A 19,092-nucleotide genomic window follows, 5' to 3' on the forward strand; every position below is an offset into this window, starting at 1 on the left:
TTAGAAAAAATTAGACTAATTAAAAATGAAACAACTTTAAATGAAATGTTGAACTTAAATGAATTATTCAATTTAACTCCATTTATAGAAAAGAAGTATGCACAACTATCTTTAGGTAATAAACAAAAAATGTTGATTATTCAAGCATTGATAGATAATTCAAGCATACTAATACTTGATGAACCTTTTAATTCATTAGATACTCAAACTAGCGAAATATTAAAAGAGTACTTAATTCAATTTAAAAAGAAAGGTATATTAATAATATCCTCACATTATAAAAACGATATCGAAGAGATTAGCGATGTATTAATACAAATTGAAAATGGAGGAATTATAAATTGAGAAAAAACATTTCAAAAGTAATAACTCTTTTCATTGTTTTACTAATTGTTAGTAGTTGTTCAGCAAATAACAATAGTAAAGAAGTCATTAATAGATATGAAGAGTGTATAAATGATACAGACATTAGAGATTATAACAAAGAAGCAGTAAATTATGTTTCACAGTTGAATATAAAGCATTCTCAATTTACAAACAAAGTAAAATTGATTAAATCAAACAAAGATACTAAATGTTATATAGATGGAGATAAAAAAGTTCGATTAGATAGTAATATAATAAATGATCAAGAATATCCAATTGCAATTTTCATACTATATAAAGATGTTGATATTAAAGAAATTAAAAATGATTTAAATATACTTTTACAAAATAATAATCAAAAAGCAATTAGTAATAATGATGTAAAAAAGTTATTAGAAGATGAGTATTTTTATATCGGTAAATATGAAATTAGAGTGACTGAAAGTGAAGGTATTTTAGAAATAAGATTTCTAGTATCAGTTGTTGATGTTGAATAATAAATTTAATTGTTGAAAAAGAAAAGATATTATTTATAAATATTAATGAATTTATTTCTAGAATAGTTAAATACTAGCTTAATCGTAAAGATTAGGCTTTTTTATTTATAGTATAAAAAATAAAAAATCTAATTATAAAGTATAATTTATACGATAATAAAAGTAAATATAATTAAAGTTTCAAATAAATACTGTAAAGTAAAGATTAAAACTTGTATAGTAAAAACTAATTATCTTGAATTTAAGATGATTATTTGATAAGATAATAAACAATAATTAATTGCAATACATTTTTAGCAATTCTATTATAATAATATATATAAAGAACATATAGTTCTTTTTTTATTAAAATAAATGGAGGTATACATATGAGAAATGACTTAAAAAAATTAAGTAAATACAAACCAGCACCTAATTCTTTAATAAACCTTGCCCAAAATGAAAATTACTTTTTAAATTGGCAAGAATATTTAAGTGATCAAGAATTATTAGCAATAAGAGATCTTAACTTTGGCTTTTATGGTAATAACTATCATGATGAGTTAGTTAGTGAGTATGCTAAAATATATAATATTGACAAAAATATGATATGTCCAAGTGCAGGATCTGATTCAATGATAGGAATGGTTTTTAGCGCCTTAACCTTGAATAAAATTGCAGCTTTTGAAGTAGATTTCTTTAGGTATGAAGAAGCAGCATTGATTGCTCAAAGAGAGTTAAAAACTATTAATAATAATGCATCAGCAGAGAAAATAGCATCTTTTATAGATGATAATAATATTGAATTATTTATTTTATCCAATCCTAATAATCCTCAAAGTACTTTAAAATCAAAAGAGTACATAGTAGACCTACTTAATTCTACATCTGCATATATTGTCTTAGATGAGGCCTATGTAGAATATGCAAGTGTTGATTGTTTAGACTTATTAAGTCAATATGATAATTTATTAATATTAAGAACATTATCAAAAGCATGGGGGCTTGCAGCTTTAAGAATAGGCTTTGTCTTAGCAAATGAAAAACTATTAGATTTTGTAGATACAGTAAAAGGTCCATTTACCTTAAGTGATGTCAATTCTTTAATTGCATCTAAAGCATTAAAACATATTGATCACTTTAAAACAAAAAGAAGTGAATTAATTGTAATTAGAGATGATTTCAAACAATTTTTAAAGAAATTTGAACAATTTGATGTTTATGATAGTGAAACAAATTTTGTTTATTTTACTTTTGATAAAGCAGAACACTTACATGCATACTTAAAAGATAATAATATTATTGTATCTAAGTTTAATAATGGATTACGTATAACTATTGGTACAACAGAATTGATGAATATTACTAAAGAAACTATTAATAAATATTTTAGCAATTGTTAAAATTAAGTAATTTGACAAATAATCAGAAAAAAGAGTTGCATAATATTAACACAGGTGTTAATATTAGAAACAACAAAAAGAGAAAAGGAGAGTAAACATTATGAAAACTTCAACAAAACGATTTTATTTATATAGCTTATTGAATGATAGTGTTTATTTACAACCCTATCTTTTTTCTGTTATCTAAATAGAGAAAAGCTATGATACAGTGGATAAGCAAAAATGCTTATCCACTTTTTTTTATCAAAATTTTACAATAACAAATGGAGGTTATTACTATGAGAATCAAGATGTATAGTGTTAGAGAGGATGAACAACCATTCATTCAAGCTTTTGCAAAGAAAAATAATATAGAAATAGATACAGTAACATACGATTTAGAGTTTGATACTGTTGATGAAGTTAAAGGCTATGATGGAATTAGCATCTTACAAACTGCAGATATGGATGATGAAAGAGTTTATAAAAAATTAAATGAATTTGGTATTAAACAAATATCATTAAGAAGTGCAGGATATGATATGGTAAATATTCCATTTGCTAATAAATATGATATAACTGTTACTAATATTCCTGCATATTCACCACATGCAATTGCAGAACATGCATTAATGTTAAGTATGTATCAAATAAGAAATATGCCATTATCTCAAAATAGAATTAAACAACAAGACTTTACTTGGCCTGGATTAATATCTAATGAGATAAGTGATTTAGTAGTAGGAGTTATTGGTGTAGGTAGAATAGGAAGTGTATATGCAAAAATAATGAATGCTTTAGGAGCTAAAGTAATTGGATATGATATAAAAGTAAATGAAGAAAATAAATCATTTGTAAACTATGTAGATTCATTAGAAGACTTAGTTAAACAAGCTGATTTAATCTCAATGCATGTTCCATTAACAGAATTAACAATAAACATGATAAATAAAGATATTTTTAAGCAAATGAAAGATGGTGTTATTATAGTTAATACATCAAGAGGTCAAGCTATAAATACAAAAGATTTAATTGATGCAATTGATAATAATAAAGTTAAATCAGCTGGAATTGATGTTGTAGATCATGAAGCTGCATACTTTGCACATAATTATCAAAATAAAGAAATAGTAGATGAAAGTGTTAAGTTAGTTTTAGATCATCCTAAAATATTCGTAACTCCACACATTGCATTTTATACACATAGAGCAGTGGAAAACATGGTAAACATTTGCCTTGATAGTGTAGTAGATATTATAAATAATAAAAAACCATATACAATTATAGAAAGTCAGAGGAAATAATTATGAAAATAATAAAAGATAATATGTCAAAAATCCTAAATGGAATGAGTATTGGAATTATTGTAGCTTTAATGCCAGAAGCTGTGTTTGGAGAGATAATTAAGGCGTTGCATTTAACATCACTAACACCTTTTCTAAGTATTTCAACAGCTATGATGGGTGCAACTATTGGTGTTTGTATCGCTTTAAAATATAAATATGATATGATCAGTGCTTCTTCATTAATTATTTCTACCTTTGTAGCTGCTGGTTCAATGAAAGGTATTAATGAAGAAGGAATGATTATGCTTAAAGGTGCAGGCGATATTATTAATTGTATGATTGGTGCAGTTATAGCCATAAGTCTTATTAACTTCTTTGGCCCAAAACTTAAAGCATATAAACTAATTCTACTTCCTGCAATTACAATTATTACAACAAGTGCAATTACAAGCTTTACAGCTCCAAGTGTTAGTATGATTTCTGTTGGTATAGGTGAAATGATTAATTCATTTACAGTAATGCAACCACTTATAATGTCAATTCTAATCGCTATTTCATTTGCAATAATCATCGTTTCACCAATTTCAACTGTAGCAATCGCACTTTTGATTTCACTTACAATGAACAGTAGTGCTGCAGCAACAATGGGAGTAGCTTGTATGGCAATGACAATGGGAATCCTAAGCTATAAAGCAAATGGTGCAGGTACTGCAATTGCCCACTTTATGGGATCACCAAAAATTCAAATGGCCAACTGTATAAAAAATCCTAAAATTATTATTCCGGGAATAATATCAGCTATTATTTGTTCAACATTAGTTCCAATCTTTAATATACAAGGAACACCAATGTCAGCAGGGTTTGGCCTTGCAGGACTAATTGGACCTCTAGGACACCTGAACAAAGTAGGATTCAGTATTCATAATCTTCTAATTACAGGCTTTGTATTCATAGTAGCTCCAGTGATTACATCATTAGTTTGTAGTTATGTCTTTAAAGATAAAATGAAAATAGTAGATGATGAAGCATTTAAATTAGATTATTAAGCTATCTTAAAAAAATAATAATGTTTTAATAACAAGACAAATGTAAGCAACTGTTTTATAGAAAAAATTATAAAAAAAGTAAAATAATTGTATTTACATTTGCTTGATATTAGTGCATAATATATTTATGCGGATATGGCGGAACTGGCAGACGCGCTAGACTTAGGATCTAGTACTTCGGTGTGCAGGTTCGATTCCTGTTATCCGCACCATAGAATATTCAAGCCCTACTTTAAAGGGCTTTTTTTATTATAAAAGTAAGATCTATACTCTTTACTTCATTCTAATTAATTATGTTTCACATGATAGTGAGTTTAAGAATGAAGTATCACTTTCAGGATATAAATGCATATATACTTTACTTACTATGTTACCATTTCCATGTTCTAAATATTTTCCAATAGATATTTATAATTATCTAAAATAAAGTGTAATCACAATTTTGAATGTCATTTTTAATAGAGTTTTTGTAATCTCAAATTATACAAGATTTAGTGGTACAAAACCACTATGAAATTACTTTGGTGGAGCTTTGTGTATGACATGTATGTAATCTTGCACACCAAAATGCTGCAGTGTTTGCCATAATGGCCCTGTAGTATATGGTGCAATTCATAGTGTAATATTCAACTTCTAGAGCTTTTTTTAAAAAACGCCCCTTTTATGCGAAAATATGTTATAATATTCGCATAAAGAAGGCAGAGGTGTTTAAAATGCAAGAATCAATAATACTTGATATAGCGCGTAAAAATAATGGATATATTACAAGGTCGGAGTTGAAGTCTAAAAATATAAGTCCAAAGATATTGACAAGAATGGTTGAGAAGGGTCTACTAGAAAGAGTTGATCGAGGTGTATACTTTGATGCAATGAATGATGGTTTTGAAGACTCATATTACATTTTTCAACTTAGATATCCTAGTACTATTTACTCTCATTTCACTGCTTTGCACTTTCATGGTTTGACAGAAAAAATTCCATATAGAAAGGATATTACTGTTGCAAATAAACGAGGGAAAAAATATTTTTCAGGATATAATGTTTATTATGTCTCTAGCAAAGAAAAATTAGAGTTGGGTGTTGAGAAAGTACTTACTGAATATGGCAACTATGTAAACTGTTATGATATTGAACGATCTATATGTGATATTATTAAAAGTATTGGACGACAAGATGTTGAGCAAGTTAAAAAGGTTCTAAAGGCATATTCAAATAGTCTGAATTTCTCTAAATTAAGAAAATATGCAACTAAGCTAAATGTCTATGAAAAAGTAATGGAGTATATAGGGAGGTATGTTGAATGATGAAGGCTCAAAGCTTAAAAAGTAATATTGATAATTTACATAAAGAGATTAAAGTAGAAAAAAATATTATTTTAAAATTTTATGTTTTTGAAAGATTTATTGAAAGGTTATCAATAAGTAGTTATAAAAATAATTTTATTGTAAAAGGTGGTTACATTTTATCTAATGTATTAGGTTGCAAAGGTAGAACCACAAAAGATATAGATTTCTCACTAAAGGATGTCGAGTTTACTTATGAAGAAGTTGTAAGAATAATTACTGATATTATTGCAGTAAATCTAGATGATGATGTTAAGTTCAATATGATAAAGGTTACTGAAATAAAAGGTGAAGATGATTATGGTGGTTATAGAGTATTCCTAGAAGCTAAGATAGTTAATATAACCGAAAGAATTTATATTGATTTAGCAACTGGAGATAAAGTCACTCCTAGTGCTATCACATTTACTTTTAGAAAATTATTTGATGATACAGAAATATCAATATTATCATATAATTTTGAAACAATACTATCAGAAAAAATAGAAACAATCTTGAGTAAAGCGGAAATAAGTAGTCGAATGAAAGATTACTATGATATTTACATTATCTATACTCTTTTTCATTATGAAATAGATAACGATTTATTAATTACAGCATTAAGTAATACTATAACTAACAGAGGAACAGAATATATTTACGATGAATATAGTGAAATATTAAATAAGATTGTATCTAATGCAAATGTAAAAAAATTATGGAAACAATATCTCAATAGTAATGATATTAAAGATGATATAAAAATAGAATATATTACTAAAATAATATATAAAATTATGAGCAAGAATTTTTAGTATTCTTGCTTTTAATTCTAGCTAGCATTTTCTTATTATTATTTAGAATAGCAGCATAGCGTTAGGCTAGTTGATTATCTTTATTTAGTTTATCAACTTGATCTTTCATTAGAGCAATTAATGGAGATACCACCATTACTTTTTTGAGCTAGTTTAATTGTAAGGTATTGATAACATAAAGATTTATCAATACCAGTTGGTCATATTACATAACATTTTCTTTGTTAATAATACTTTTTATTATATCTTCTTTGTTATGATTGAAGTCTTTAAATCTATTTTTGAAAGAAAAAAAACCTACATTTATATCTTCTTTAATATTTGTTGTCTTATTATCCATATGTTGCCTATCTTTATATTTGTTAGGGATATTATGGTAAAGTGTAAAACTTAATTCTACACTTAGGCTATAGATGGTTCATGTAATACTAAATTCTATATCTAACGATTAAAAGGTGTTTTTTTAGTGATGTTTATTTTCAATACTTATCTATAATGGTATACTTATATTCAAAGTAAGACTAATTTCTACACACTGAAAATCATAGTAATTTTGTAATGTTGTAACACTAACTTCTACTATGTATGTATTCATTCAATCGATAGAATTTCGCTTATTTTGATATTAATTCGTTACGGTTTATTTCTTTATAAGTTTTGGCTTAAGTATTATACTTGAAGGTTCTATTTCACTAATTTTTAGTAATTGTAATATTTCATTGGTGTTATCAACAAAATATTTCATGTAATTAATTGGTGATTTACCATTACAAGTTTCAACTGGATATGAATTAATATGTGAAAAGATTAGATCTAAATCTTCTTGTGATTTTAAGCCAAGATTATTTAGATCTTTTTCTTTTGGCAATATATATCGCAATGTTACATGGCCTCTTTCAACATTTGCTTTTTGATATGAAGCCATTGGATCACAATAAAATAATTTACTACCTAATTCTTCAATTTTATCAGTTGCATAAAATTCACTACCTCTATCTGTTAAAATCACCTGAAATATATTTTTATATAAGTCATCTCCAAGTAAAGACTTTAAATATTTTAGACCATTTACCATTGCTTCCATAGATTTTTCATTTTGATAGACCCCAATCATAATTTTGAATTTTCTAATATAAAAAGTCTGAATAAATGGACCAGTTGATATATTATTATATACTGTATCCATTTCTACTACAGAGGATGAAGCATGTTCCAATAAATATTTCTCAAAGTCATTAAACTTTCTGTTGGTTAAATAAGCTCTATTATTTCTTGGCTTTGATTTAATTTTTTTTACTTTTCTTGATACTTTACATCTTAAATCGAGATCTATTAAACCCTCTTTAGAAAAGACTCCATTAGAAATATAATTATAGAGTGTCTTTTCACAAATATTTAAATTATCATTAGATTTAATAATCGCATATAAAGAATGTCCATTATTTATCAAAGGTTTGATAATAGAACCGATAATTGAAGCTTGAGAAGTAGTAAAGTTTACACCTCTACGTGAATCTACAAGTGAATACTCATATTCATTTTGAGCTCTTTTCGCATCATATCTATACCTAGTATATCTACAGCTAAGTATATCAACACATCCATTACAAACACCGATTATTTTATCTCTATGCTTACAAGGTATCATTGAATAATCAGAGCAAGTATTATTACATTTATAAACTTTACATTCTTGCATATGAATACAATCAAATACAATACTTCTATCTCTTGAATAAGACTTAATATATAAGTATCGATGATTTTTAATTTCTTTGCTTATTGTAGATTTACTTTTACCTAAATCTTTAGCAATTGAAGTTTTAGTAGCAAGTTCTATTAGTTTACTTTCAATGTATTCTCTTTCTACTAAAGTTAAATGTTTACCTTTGTATGTTTCCATACTAATCACTTTTCAGTAAAAATTTCAGCTTATTAAAATCTTCTAGCTAATTTATATTTAAGCTAGTTGTAATATTTTGTTGTATAATCATTGTGTTCGTAGCCTACAATAATTATATAAGTAAACTAAATATTACTCAAAATATACTAGAATATTTTGTACATATTTATTTAATCTATTATGTCCATTATTATTTAATCATTTATCCATTCTTAATAAAATATTGTTATTTGATTGTGGAGCTAACAACGTATATAATATAAGTATACAAATAGGATGGTGAATATCTATGAAATTTTTCAATTTACAGTTTTACGCCAAAATTTAATGGTGTAAACGGTACAATTAAAGAAATTAAAAAATACTTATGTCTAGAATTTCCTGAGGATAGTTTAGGAAATGAAGAGAATGATTTTTGTGTTAATGATATTTTATATTCTGATAATAGATTTTTACTAATTAAAATATATGAAAATTACAGTCCCAGAAGTTCAGGAGTTAAAGACAATGATAAAATTGTGGATCATGATTATTTTATAAAGAGCAAAAATGGTGTTCCATTACTTATTAGATTTATATTAGTTGATACATATAAATGTTATGCTTATAAAAATTCAGACTGTAGACAGCAGACTTTATGTACTATACTATTTTTCTTAATGGGTGTAGAACACAATTTCATAAAGCCTGTTGTTAATTTAGATGATATTGCATTCTTTAATAAAATCAAAATTGAAGAATATTTAGAAGATAGAATAAATATATTTAATAGTGATTGTGGTTTCGAGTCTATAGAAGATTTAGGAGTTACAGTTCAAGATATTAAAAAGTTAGAGTATACACTATCAACAAATAAGCCAATACCTACAGATATCAATAAAATTAATGAAATAATGCTAAGATCTAAATTAATTAGCATTACAGGAAAAAACAAAGATGGAAAAACTCGTAATTTCGATAAAAAATTTCAACAAAATATAGAAATTAATTTAAAATATTCAAAAGCATCGGGACTAAATCAAATTAAATTAAAAAAGATTATGGAGTTGTTATGTCATGAAATTTAGTTTTGTTATAAAGTCAATTAGAGAAGATTTTAAGAATAGTAGTAAGTTTTTAAGTTGGGTTTCAATCATGTTACTAATTCTTTTTATTATCCTAATAATATTAAGAATTAATATTATCCCTAATAGTCCAGAATTTAAAAATGCTGGATTAACAGTTATTTCAATTCTGTTCAGCTTTCAATTATTTTTATTCCAATCTACAAATTTTGATAATTTAAAAGTGGGATTAAGTGAAAATGGAGTAATGCAACTGAAAAAATACCAGACAACACTGGTTACAAATTTTAGAGTAATACTATTGTACATATTTATTTCAATATTTTTATTTGAATATAATATAATCATAAATGTTTTAATTTTAGTAACCTTAATAAGACTGTTACTATTAATGTTATATTCTACAGTTTTATTTAATATTTCAACACTTAAAAAAGTTTACACTATTCCTCAACACCATATAAGTGACTTAGATAGTATTAATAACAAAGAAAAAAATAATAGTAAATGAATAATATTTAAAAATAAAATCTGGGAAAAAGATGTATCGAATTTATATGATACCACTAAAGTGGACATTGTAAAAAAATAAATTACACTAAAAATTTTGGATGATTTTTATTACGAGAAGAAAAGCAAAATTCAGTTTTGAAATAAAGATGAAAATTTTATTAGACATTGTTTGTGGAATCGATTATTGTGAATCGCACCACAGAATATTCAAGTCCTACTTTATAGGGCTTTTTTGATGTTCTAATAATCTGTACTTCTTTTATCTTCCAAAATATTTATGAGTTATTAATAATTGTATCATGTCATTTCTCATATATATTGTATATTTTCAATACTTATAAAAAAAAGAAATAGACTATCTCATTATTTTTGAAATTCATCAATGATCAATTGAAACGTTTGTAAAACAAGCACAAGTTTTATCAGATTTAATAAGTGTATTATTATTAGGAGTTTTTAAATAGACGGCAATAACATTCAATGTTATACTGTTTTCTTGCTTTTTAAAAAGTAACACATATAAATTTTCCTTAAATAAGTCATCATCGTAAATATTTTGTGTTATTTTTGTGAACTGAAGTGTATAATTATTGTTTTTATTTTAAAATTATATTATGTATTTGTGAACAATGTAATAAAAAGATTAAATTTATTAGATAAATAAAAAATAATACTGTGAAAGTAAATAGATTAAGCAAGCTCATTTAGTTAAATTCATTTTAGTAATTATTTAAGGATACGTTCTAGTACTCATTAGTGTGAATTGATACAAAGTAGATAGTAACAAGTTTTAATAAACTAATGTATCATCAAATTTAGTTAGAATGCTAACTTGAATTGATATTAATAATTAGAAATATAAAAGAATATCAATAAAAATTACTGATTCCCTCTTTTTAATACGTTAATTTGATTTACCTTATATAGAGTTAAAATATTTTCATTTATAGTTTTCTATTAATGTAATAATTATAGTTAAAATTCCACCTAGTAATATTGAATTATAGTTTGATACTTAGTTTTAGAAATTGTAATTATTTTATATAGTACATTTAATTCTAATAAGTTATTGCTTAAAAGCAAAAACTATTAATAACTGATCTAAAAATGCCACTTCTATCATAAACAGTAAATAGTAACTAATTTTATGTAATAATTACAAGAAATGTTTATAGTGTTAAGATATGCTGTTTTATCATGACTCAATAGTTATAAATATAGACTTGCTTACTATTAATAAAATGCCATAACATGTAAAGCTAATATATATAAGTTTATAGTTAAATATATAGATTATAACTCATTCATATTAAGTGGTTTTCTATGCAAGTATATTTTTTATGTGTTTTTAATGCAATCATTTGATTTTTCACAATACTATTATAGAATTTTAAAAATATAAAGGAAAAGGTATATATAATCTGAATTCTATTTTTTAATTATAATATACTAGGTATTAATATGAGCAGAGATATACATAAAAATCTAACTGTGTTTTTTATTTTAATTCTTATTACAGCTTGTAGTGATAGTAAACAATCAAATAAAGAATTATACAATCAATGTAATGACAAGCTAACAATAGCTAGTGATATTGGTTACTTTAAAGATGTTAAAGATTCTTTAGAAAATTTTGATATTCATTGTGATTTAAGTGGAGTCTTAAATATGACTCTTAACATTGATAATATTAAAAAATCTAAAATGGTTGAAGATGGAAGATTCTATGATATAACGGAAGCGATGCAATATAGACTTATAGATGATTTTCCAAATGGTATAAATGCAAAACTAATTGATAATAATAATAAAATATACTATGATGAGACAATTGGTTTCTAAAAAAATTAATCGAAGGAGAAAATAGATATGCATGAAATCAAAGAGATTTCTAAAAAAAGTAAAAAAAATAAAAATAGCAAATATGAAATTATAGGTGCAATATTAATCATCTTATTAGTAATTGGTTTGATAAATATAAATACTAAAGTAAAAGCAATTAATTTCTCAACTTTAACTTATAATCAATCAGAAGCTTGGTGCAAAAAGCAAAGTAAAATTGCATGTGAAGTAAATTATCAATTTAATGATGATATTGCAGAGAATATGTATATTTCGCAGACTATAAATGATAATGAAACAATTAACGAAAATATTACTATTTATTATTCAGCTGGAGCAGGAGTTGTAATACCAGACTATAGCAAATATAAAAAAGATAAGTTTCCTATTTTAGATAGAGTAAATGTAACTGTAGAAACTTCATATTCTAATGGTGTTAAAGCTGGCAATTTAATTAATCAGGATGTTGAAGCAGGTAGTAAAGTATATTCAACAGATATTGTTTTAGTTTATTCAATGGGAAAAGAACCATCACAAGAATTTAAGAACGCTTTAGATAGTGCGGATACATATGCAAATAGAATGAACATGTCAAAAAAAAGGATATATGATCAACTCGTGTCAAAGCATGGCGGAAATTTTCCTAAAGATGCTGCTCAATATGCAATAGATAATGTCGATGCTGACTGGAATGCAAATGCTTTAGCTAGTGCAGAAACTTATTATACAAAAATGAACATGTCTAAAACACGTGTATATAATCAATTAATTTCGCAGTATGGCGGACGTTTTACAAAAAAGCAAGCTAAGTTTGCAATAGATAATTTGGAGGATTAATAATATGAGAGAATTAGGAATGGCATTATTACTTTTTGGATGCATATGTTTAGGGATTAGCACAATGATGTATGGAGATATAGGCGTTGCTGCTGGAATGTCCGGTCTAACTGCAATTGCATCAGGCATTGGATTTCTTAAAATAAATAAAATACTAAAAAACAGCTCATCTAAATAGCTAAAAATTAAACACAATATACTTTCTTTATAGTGTATCCTTGACAACACTGCGTACAGATAAAATAAGTGTATTATTATAGGAGTTTTAAAAAGACAGCAATAATACTCAACGTTATGCTATTTTTTATGCTTTTTATTCAGTAGGAAATATACTTATTAATTGATGTACTACATGAAAACTAATATATTAATCTTTTGTTTTTAATAAAATGGTACAAAAATAAGATAAGCACAAAAACATATAAAATACATAATAATAATTGAAAAATACTATTAAAAAAAGATATCTGTGGATATAAGATTTATATGACAAATTATGCATTATAATAAACATATTAAACATTACTAATTTATATTAAGTATAAAATATGATATGTTAAAAAATTAAACATATAAAATAAATAAATAAAATATTGTTATATATTAATCTAATTTTTTTTACAACATATTAAAATTACTACAAGTATGTAGTAATTTTTTTTACTGGTGATATAATAAGTATCAATTATTACATCAAAGTGTTGGTAAAGAAGTATACAATTCAAACATTAAGGGAGGAAAAGTTATGAAAAATAGATTTATTTGTTTATTAATATTATTTACGCTTGTACTAACAATTAGTATTGTTGCATTACAAGAATATAATTATCCAAAAGAAGTTGTTATTCTTAAGGAACAAAGTGCAAAAATAGAAGTAGTGATAAGTAGTAAAAAGGAAAATATGAATAATAATAATTTATATTTAATTGACCTAATAGAATTAAATAAAGCTTATGGTTTAAAAAATATAGAAGATGCAGATTTATTTAAAGAAAGTAATAGAGATTTATCTTTTTTAAAAGTAGAAGAACTTAAAGAAAAATATTATCCAACAAAGAATGAAATACACACAAGAGATTATGCTGGCGGGAAATCTGCAGCTACAGTATTATGGGCATCTAAAAAAGAAACTATGAATAATAAAAAGACCTATTATTGCACAGTAAAATCTCCCTTTGATAAAGAGTGTTACAATTCTGTTACGTTAGTTACAAGCGCATGGAAAGCACAAGGAGTAACTATTAGATTTCCATATGAAAGTGTATCGTAAGTAAAAATGAACAAGAAATTGAAAATAATAATTATTGCTATCATATGTTTAATGGTTTGGTACATATTTTTAAATAATCTTAAATTTAAAAATATTGAAATTATTAAGTCAAACAATGTTCCTAATTATATCCTTATCAATAGATCACAGACAGATGATAGTGGAACTTTAAACTATGATAGTAATATATTAGTTACCAACAAAATAGAAGAATATCAAAAACTCAGTGAACAATCTTTTAATAACATAGAATACAATCCCTATAATGATACATTAAACTTTATAAGTAACCACAAATGTACTGTTAATGTATATCATAATAATTTAAATGCTAAAGAATATGATTTATGTGAAAAATTATCATTAAAGTCAGGCATTCAGGAATTAAGATTTACTAAAAATTACAATGTTGCAACACTAAATGGTGGTTTCAGAAATGATATGAAAAACTATCAGAGTGGAATTGGTATTTATGATAAAGAGTTTAAGTTAATTGATGAATTAAAAATAAATAATATAATTTATTCTACAGTAGTAGAAAATGATAAAATATATTATCTAATTAGTGGAGAAAATGTACAAAATGAAGAATCACAAAAAAAATCACAAATAGTAAAATACAACATAAAGTCAAAAAAAGAATCCATAATATATAATGTTACCAAAAAAAAGAATATTATCGATATTATAATAAACAACAATAATATCTATGTTATATACCTTGATAATAAAGATAATAACTATTATTTAGGAATAATTAAAAATAGGAATATTATAAAAAAGAAAAAAATTGGCTACGAGTATGGTAGTTTCACAAATTATGTTGTAAATAAAAAAGGAGATATACTTGTTGTTTTTCCAACATTAGAAAATGAAATAGAAGAAGGAAAATCATCACTAGTTAAAATAGATAAATCAGGCGAAATTCAAATTCAAAATTTAGTTTTTCCTGAAGCTGTATTAACAGCATCAACAGACTATATTTACTATAAAGACTCAAATAATAAATATTATAGAATGAATACTATTTCATTAAAAAAAGAAGAAATTACAATACCATTTCCAGCAAATATAAATCAAGATAATCATTTTATATACTTTTTTAAAAAATAAATAATTCAATCATGAGATACTTATAAATAAAGTAACTCTGATTTTATAGTCAATTAGATATCTAAAAAAGCAAAAGTAATAACTATATTATGATTATATAAATATTAATTTATATTGATAAAGATATTTTAATAAATAAAATTTTTGCGAAATCATATTGAATACACTACTAGTAAACAACGCAGTAGCTTTGTCATAAAGTAGTTAAAATAGAGTTATACTTAAGTAATCAAAATTATGCTTTATATACAGTTACTATATAAAATGATATTATATACTTGTTAGTTATATGTATATAAATAGAAAAGAACAAAATACTATATCAGTTCATAAATTTGATATATATAATTCATTATTATATAATGTATTAAGTAAATCTTATATAGAAATTGGTGAGTTTTTAATGAAGAGAACAGGACTATATGTCCTTCTAGGCATTAGTATTGCATGTATTATTTTGTTGAGAACTAATATAAATAGTAATGAAATATACTATGCAACAAATAAGTTGTATGAAAATAGTTATATTGCCGTAGATGCAATGGAACATGAAATAATAATAGATGCTGAAGATTTTAATGAAAAATGTGTAGAAGAGTCTGAATATTACAAGTTACAAGTAAATAGTAAATTAGAAATTATTGACTGTATAAGCTGGAATAGAAATGAAATTCCTAAAAGAGTTCAAGATTTATTAGATGATTTAAATTTAGAGTAATGTATACATGAAATACTTTGACATTCAAAGTATTTTTTTATATACTATAAGTGTACTAGGAGGTTTGCAATGAACAAATATATAATAAAAGATAAAGAAATAAAATATCCTATTATCCAAGGTGGTATGGGAGTAGGAGTATCTTTAGAAAAATTAGCTGGAGCAGTGGCAGCTGCTGGTGGAATAGGGATAATTTCAGCAGCTTTTCCTGGATTCAAAGATAAAGATTTCGATAAAGATTTTAAGAAGACCAATCATAATGCCTTGATTAGACAAATAAACGAAGCAAAAGCACAAAAAGATCAAGGATTAGTAGGTGTCAATATAATGGTAGCAATGACAGACTATGAAGATTTAGTTCATGCTGCAGTAGAAGCTAAGGCAGATATCATTATATCAGGAGCAGGACTACCATTAAATCTACCAGGACTTGTAAGTGATCCTGAAATAATTTTATGTCCTGTGGTTTCAACAGGTAGAGTTGCTAAATTATTATGTAAAAAATGGGATAAAACTTATAATGTAATACCAGATATGTTAATTATAGAAGGACCAGAAGCCGGTGGTCATTTAGGTTATGAAAAAAACCACCTAGATGTAGATATATATGATTTATTAGCCGATGTTAAAGAATCTATAGTTGTGTTTGAAGAAAAGTATAATAGAAAAATACCAATTTATATTGGTGGTGGAATCTTTGATGAAAATGATGTAAAACATGCATTAGATAGCGGTGCTGATGGGGTAGTACTTGGTACTAGATTTATTGCTACTTATGAATGTGATGCTGATGATACTTTCAAACAATTAATAATAGATTGTAAACAAGATGACATACAAATTGTCAAAAGCCCAGTAGGAATGCCAGGTAGAGCATTAAAAACACCTTTAGTGAAAAAATTAGAAACACAAAATATACCAGTTACTAAATGCTTTAATTGTTTAGTTCCATGTGATGTAAAAACAACTCCTTATTGCATAGCACAAGCATTAATGGATGCGGCTAATGGTGATATTGATAATGGTTTATTCTTTGTAGGAGCAAAAGCATATAAAATTAATGAAATGACTAGTGTAAAAGAATTAATAACTACATTATTCAGTAAAGTTAAATAATGAAAGTCTTACTTTCACCAAGTAAAGAAATGAACCTAGATGATTTAATCTTAAAAGAAAATAGTATAAATTTTGATGAGGTAATTGATAATATAAAGTATATTAAAAGTATTTCAAAAGATGAATCATGTAAAATATTTAAAACTAAAAATGATATCTATAATATGCATTCCCAAATAAATATCTACAGCAAATATGCAATATTACTATATAATGGCATAGCTTTTATGCAAATACCAAAAAATAATCTTGAAAAGTTTAAAGATTTATATATTTTAAGCTCACTTTATGGTATGTCAAATGGCTTAGATTATATAAGTCCACATCGTTTTGATTACACAATGAAAGGTTCTAAAACCTTTAAAAAAATAATCTACAATCAAATAAACATTAAATTAGCTGAAGAAGAAATAGTTTATAATTTAGCTTCAAATGAATTTAATAATTTAATAGAACATCCTAATCTTATTAATTTTACTTTTATTTGCATAAAAGATAATATTGAGAAAAAAATAAGTGTTGATAATAAAAAATTAAGAGGTATCATGGCTAATAATATATTAGATGGAAATACAAATTTTGAAAGCTTTGAATACTTAGATTATAAGTTTAAAAATTATGATGTGACAAACAAGGAATATATTTATGTAAAGAAAATCTAGTCTAATTTTTTTTACATAAGAAAATAGAATGATAAAATAATAAAAAGCTGTAATAAATTGATTATTAAAATTAATTTATTACAGCTTCTTTTTATTTAGTTTCTAATTTATCATCAAATTCGATATTAACGTGAATAGCATCGCAAAATGGTTTAATCTCAGATTCTCCACAACGACATAAAGCATAACGGTTACGTAATTCATACATATAACCATCACTACTATATAATGGAATATATCCTTCTAGCCACATACCAGCAGAGATTTTCAAAGGTTTATCATATGCAATTACTATTTTTGGCTCTAATTCTGGTTCGTGAAGATTACCATCTTTAGAAGATGCAGTTAATCTGCCAGCAGGGCATAGATCAGCACCTAAGTAAGCTTCTTCTTTTTTAGTAGCATCATAAGAATCCATTGTCTCTTGCCATACATCACCATGTTGACGATGACAAAATCTAGCATAAGCACATCTACCATCATCATACATATCCATTTCAGGGCCATTTAAAACATCAGCTCTTTCAAGATAATTATTTCTATTAGCAGTTTCAGTTCCATCAAAATGTGCATGTTCATGACTACCATCACAAAATGGCATAGTTTTAGACTTTCCACAACGGCATAAAGCATAGCTTTCATTTTGATTAGTTTCAATTTGTTTCACTGTTTCTAAATCGACAATTCGTCCCTTTTTTACAATTCTCTTATAGAAAAGTGGTATATCACCACTGACCAAATATGGTCCATCTTTTAATATTGTAACTCTCATATCATTCTTATTCATTTATTGATCCTCCCTCAATTTGTCTAAATAAATTATAGCACCATATATTAATATTAGTACTCAATGTGCATTGTCTAAAAGTGTACAAAATGTTATATATAAATTATAGTTTGTTGAACGTCTTTAATTTTAATAATTTTATAATACTTATCTAAAATAATAGATACAAAATGACTATAGATAAAGGATATTTATAAAGAATCCATTTTTAAACTATGAGTGTACTTATTAAGCTTATTCATAGCTTTAAAAGTAGTCTTGCGTTATAATTATTGTAGTAAAATTATTTTATTGAGGAGGATATCAGATGGGAACAAATGAGATTAAAGACGAAAAAATTTTAGAAGGAACAGACTATAAGAAATATGATGGAGAAAACATTGATATTTTTTATTCTAAAGAAACATGTAAACATGCCGGGAAATGTACACATGGTGATCCTGAAGTCTTTGAAGTAGGTCGTAAGCCTTGGATTAAACCAAATGAAAACAGTGCTAATCATATCGAAAATACAATTAACACTTGTCCAACTGGTGCATTAAAATATATCAAAAAATAGAAAGAGGGAAAAGTA

The 19,092-nt window shown here is 25.2% G+C and carries 21 protein-coding genes and 1 tRNA gene; 19 read left to right on the top strand and 3 right to left on the bottom strand.

The window, feature by feature from the left end:
* Positions 1–18: 18 nt before the first annotated feature.
* The 8 genes from ACD762_RS02585 (at position 19) to ACD762_RS02620 (ending at position 6,693) form a co-directional block, all read left to right on the top strand.
* Positions 19–366 (top strand): ATP-binding cassette domain-containing protein, encoded by a 348-nt coding sequence (locus ACD762_RS02585; RefSeq protein WP_423364707.1) that lies wholly within the window; start codon positions 19–21, stop codon positions 364–366.
* The gene (locus ACD762_RS02590) at positions 342–863 is read left to right on the top strand and encodes a hypothetical protein (RefSeq protein ID WP_423364296.1); all 522 of its coding nucleotides are present in this window, start codon (positions 342–344) and stop codon (positions 861–863) included. The genes ACD762_RS02585 and ACD762_RS02590 overlap by 25 nt, the downstream gene beginning before the upstream one ends.
* Before the next feature lie 368 nt (positions 864–1,231).
* Positions 1,232–2,245: a pyridoxal phosphate-dependent aminotransferase gene (locus tag ACD762_RS02595; protein ID WP_423364297.1), complete on the top strand. Its 1,014-nt coding sequence runs from the start codon at positions 1,232–1,234 to the stop codon at positions 2,243–2,245.
* Between the two features lie 278 nt (positions 2,246–2,523).
* A complete protein-coding gene (locus ACD762_RS02600; RefSeq protein WP_423364298.1) occupies positions 2,524–3,528 on the top strand; it encodes a D-2-hydroxyacid dehydrogenase in 1,005 nt (334 codons plus the stop codon).
* A 2-nt stretch (positions 3,529–3,530) separates the two neighbouring features.
* Entirely contained in the window at positions 3,531–4,556 is a 1,026-nt protein-coding gene (locus tag ACD762_RS02605) for a PTS sugar transporter subunit IIC (RefSeq protein WP_423364299.1), read from the top strand.
* 129 nt (positions 4,557–4,685) lie between these two features.
* A tRNA-Leu gene (locus ACD762_RS02610) sits at positions 4,686–4,768 on the top strand.
* Positions 4,769–5,269: 501 nt separating this feature from the next.
* Complete coding sequence (locus tag ACD762_RS02615; protein ID WP_423364300.1) at positions 5,270–5,878, top strand: type IV toxin-antitoxin system AbiEi family antitoxin domain-containing protein; 609 nt, start codon at positions 5,270–5,272, stop codon at positions 5,876–5,878.
* Entirely contained in the window at positions 5,857–6,693 is an 837-nt protein-coding gene (locus ACD762_RS02620; protein ID WP_423364301.1) for a nucleotidyl transferase AbiEii/AbiGii toxin family protein, read from the top strand. The genes ACD762_RS02615 and ACD762_RS02620 overlap by 22 nt, the downstream gene beginning before the upstream one ends.
* Positions 6,694–6,898: 205 nt before the next feature.
* Here ACD762_RS02620 and ACD762_RS02625 read toward each other — a convergent pair whose 3' ends face one another.
* The gene (locus tag ACD762_RS02625; RefSeq protein ID WP_423364302.1) at positions 6,899–7,033 is read right to left on the bottom strand and encodes a hypothetical protein; all 135 of its coding nucleotides are present in this window, start codon (positions 7,031–7,033) and stop codon (positions 6,899–6,901) included.
* Positions 7,034–7,333: 300 nt separating this feature from the next.
* Positions 7,334–8,596, bottom strand: a complete 1,263-nt coding sequence (locus ACD762_RS02630) for an IS30 family transposase (protein WP_423364303.1) — start codon at positions 8,594–8,596, stop codon at positions 7,334–7,336.
* 659 nt (positions 8,597–9,255) lie between these two features.
* On the opposite strand from ACD762_RS02630, the gene ACD762_RS02635 reads away from it, so the two are divergent.
* From ACD762_RS02635 to yaaA, 10 genes are all read left to right on the top strand, one after another.
* A complete protein-coding gene (locus ACD762_RS02635) occupies positions 9,256–9,663 on the top strand; it encodes a hypothetical protein (RefSeq protein WP_423364304.1) in 408 nt (135 codons plus the stop codon).
* Positions 9,653–10,252 (top strand): hypothetical protein, encoded by a 600-nt coding sequence (locus ACD762_RS02640; RefSeq protein ID WP_423364305.1) that lies wholly within the window; start codon positions 9,653–9,655, stop codon positions 10,250–10,252. Before ACD762_RS02635 ends, ACD762_RS02640 begins: the two co-directional genes overlap by 11 nt.
* Positions 10,253–11,634: 1,382 nt before the next feature.
* The gene (locus tag ACD762_RS02645) at positions 11,635–12,015 is read left to right on the top strand and encodes a hypothetical protein (RefSeq protein WP_423364306.1); all 381 of its coding nucleotides are present in this window, start codon (positions 11,635–11,637) and stop codon (positions 12,013–12,015) included.
* 27 nt (positions 12,016–12,042) lie between these two features.
* The gene (locus tag ACD762_RS02650; protein ID WP_423364307.1) at positions 12,043–12,852 is read left to right on the top strand and encodes an Ltp family lipoprotein; all 810 of its coding nucleotides are present in this window, start codon (positions 12,043–12,045) and stop codon (positions 12,850–12,852) included.
* A gap of 4 nt (positions 12,853–12,856) precedes the next feature.
* Positions 12,857–13,030 carry a hypothetical protein gene (locus ACD762_RS02655; protein ID WP_423364308.1) on the top strand — a complete coding sequence of 58 codons (174 nt, stop codon included), beginning with the start codon at positions 12,857–12,859 and terminating at the stop codon, positions 13,028–13,030.
* 567 nt (positions 13,031–13,597) lie between these two features.
* A complete protein-coding gene (locus tag ACD762_RS02660; protein ID WP_423364309.1) occupies positions 13,598–14,122 on the top strand; it encodes a hypothetical protein in 525 nt (174 codons plus the stop codon).
* A 6-nt stretch (positions 14,123–14,128) separates the two neighbouring features.
* Positions 14,129–15,235, top strand: coding sequence for a hypothetical protein (locus tag ACD762_RS02665; protein WP_423364310.1), 1,107 nt, complete (start codon positions 14,129–14,131; stop codon positions 15,233–15,235).
* A gap of 289 nt (positions 15,236–15,524) precedes the next feature.
* Positions 15,525–15,953, top strand: a complete 429-nt coding sequence (locus ACD762_RS02670; RefSeq protein WP_423364311.1) for a hypothetical protein — start codon at positions 15,525–15,527, stop codon at positions 15,951–15,953.
* Between the two features lie 69 nt (positions 15,954–16,022).
* The gene (locus tag ACD762_RS02675; protein ID WP_423364312.1) at positions 16,023–17,069 is read left to right on the top strand and encodes an NAD(P)H-dependent flavin oxidoreductase; all 1,047 of its coding nucleotides are present in this window, start codon (positions 16,023–16,025) and stop codon (positions 17,067–17,069) included.
* Positions 17,069–17,731, top strand: coding sequence for a peroxide stress protein YaaA (yaaA, locus tag ACD762_RS02680; protein ID WP_423364313.1), 663 nt, complete (start codon positions 17,069–17,071; stop codon positions 17,729–17,731). Before ACD762_RS02675 ends, yaaA begins: the two co-directional genes overlap by 1 nt.
* Before the next feature lie 91 nt (positions 17,732–17,822).
* Here yaaA and ACD762_RS02685 read toward each other — a convergent pair whose 3' ends face one another.
* Positions 17,823–18,518: a CDGSH iron-sulfur domain-containing protein gene (locus ACD762_RS02685; protein WP_423364314.1), complete on the bottom strand. Its 696-nt coding sequence runs from the start codon at positions 18,516–18,518 to the stop codon at positions 17,823–17,825.
* A 307-nt stretch (positions 18,519–18,825) separates the two neighbouring features.
* Between ACD762_RS02685 and ACD762_RS02690 the strand changes: the two genes are divergently transcribed.
* Positions 18,826–19,077 (top strand): (4Fe-4S)-binding protein, encoded by a 252-nt coding sequence (locus tag ACD762_RS02690; protein ID WP_423364315.1) that lies wholly within the window; start codon positions 18,826–18,828, stop codon positions 19,075–19,077.
* Positions 19,078–19,092 lie beyond the last annotated feature (15 nt).

This window comes from Mycoplasma sp. P36-A1 (assembly GCF_049478495.1).
In the GTDB taxonomy this organism is placed as follows: domain Bacteria; phylum Bacillota_I; class Bacilli_A; order JAJDGJ01; family JAJDGJ01; genus P36-A1.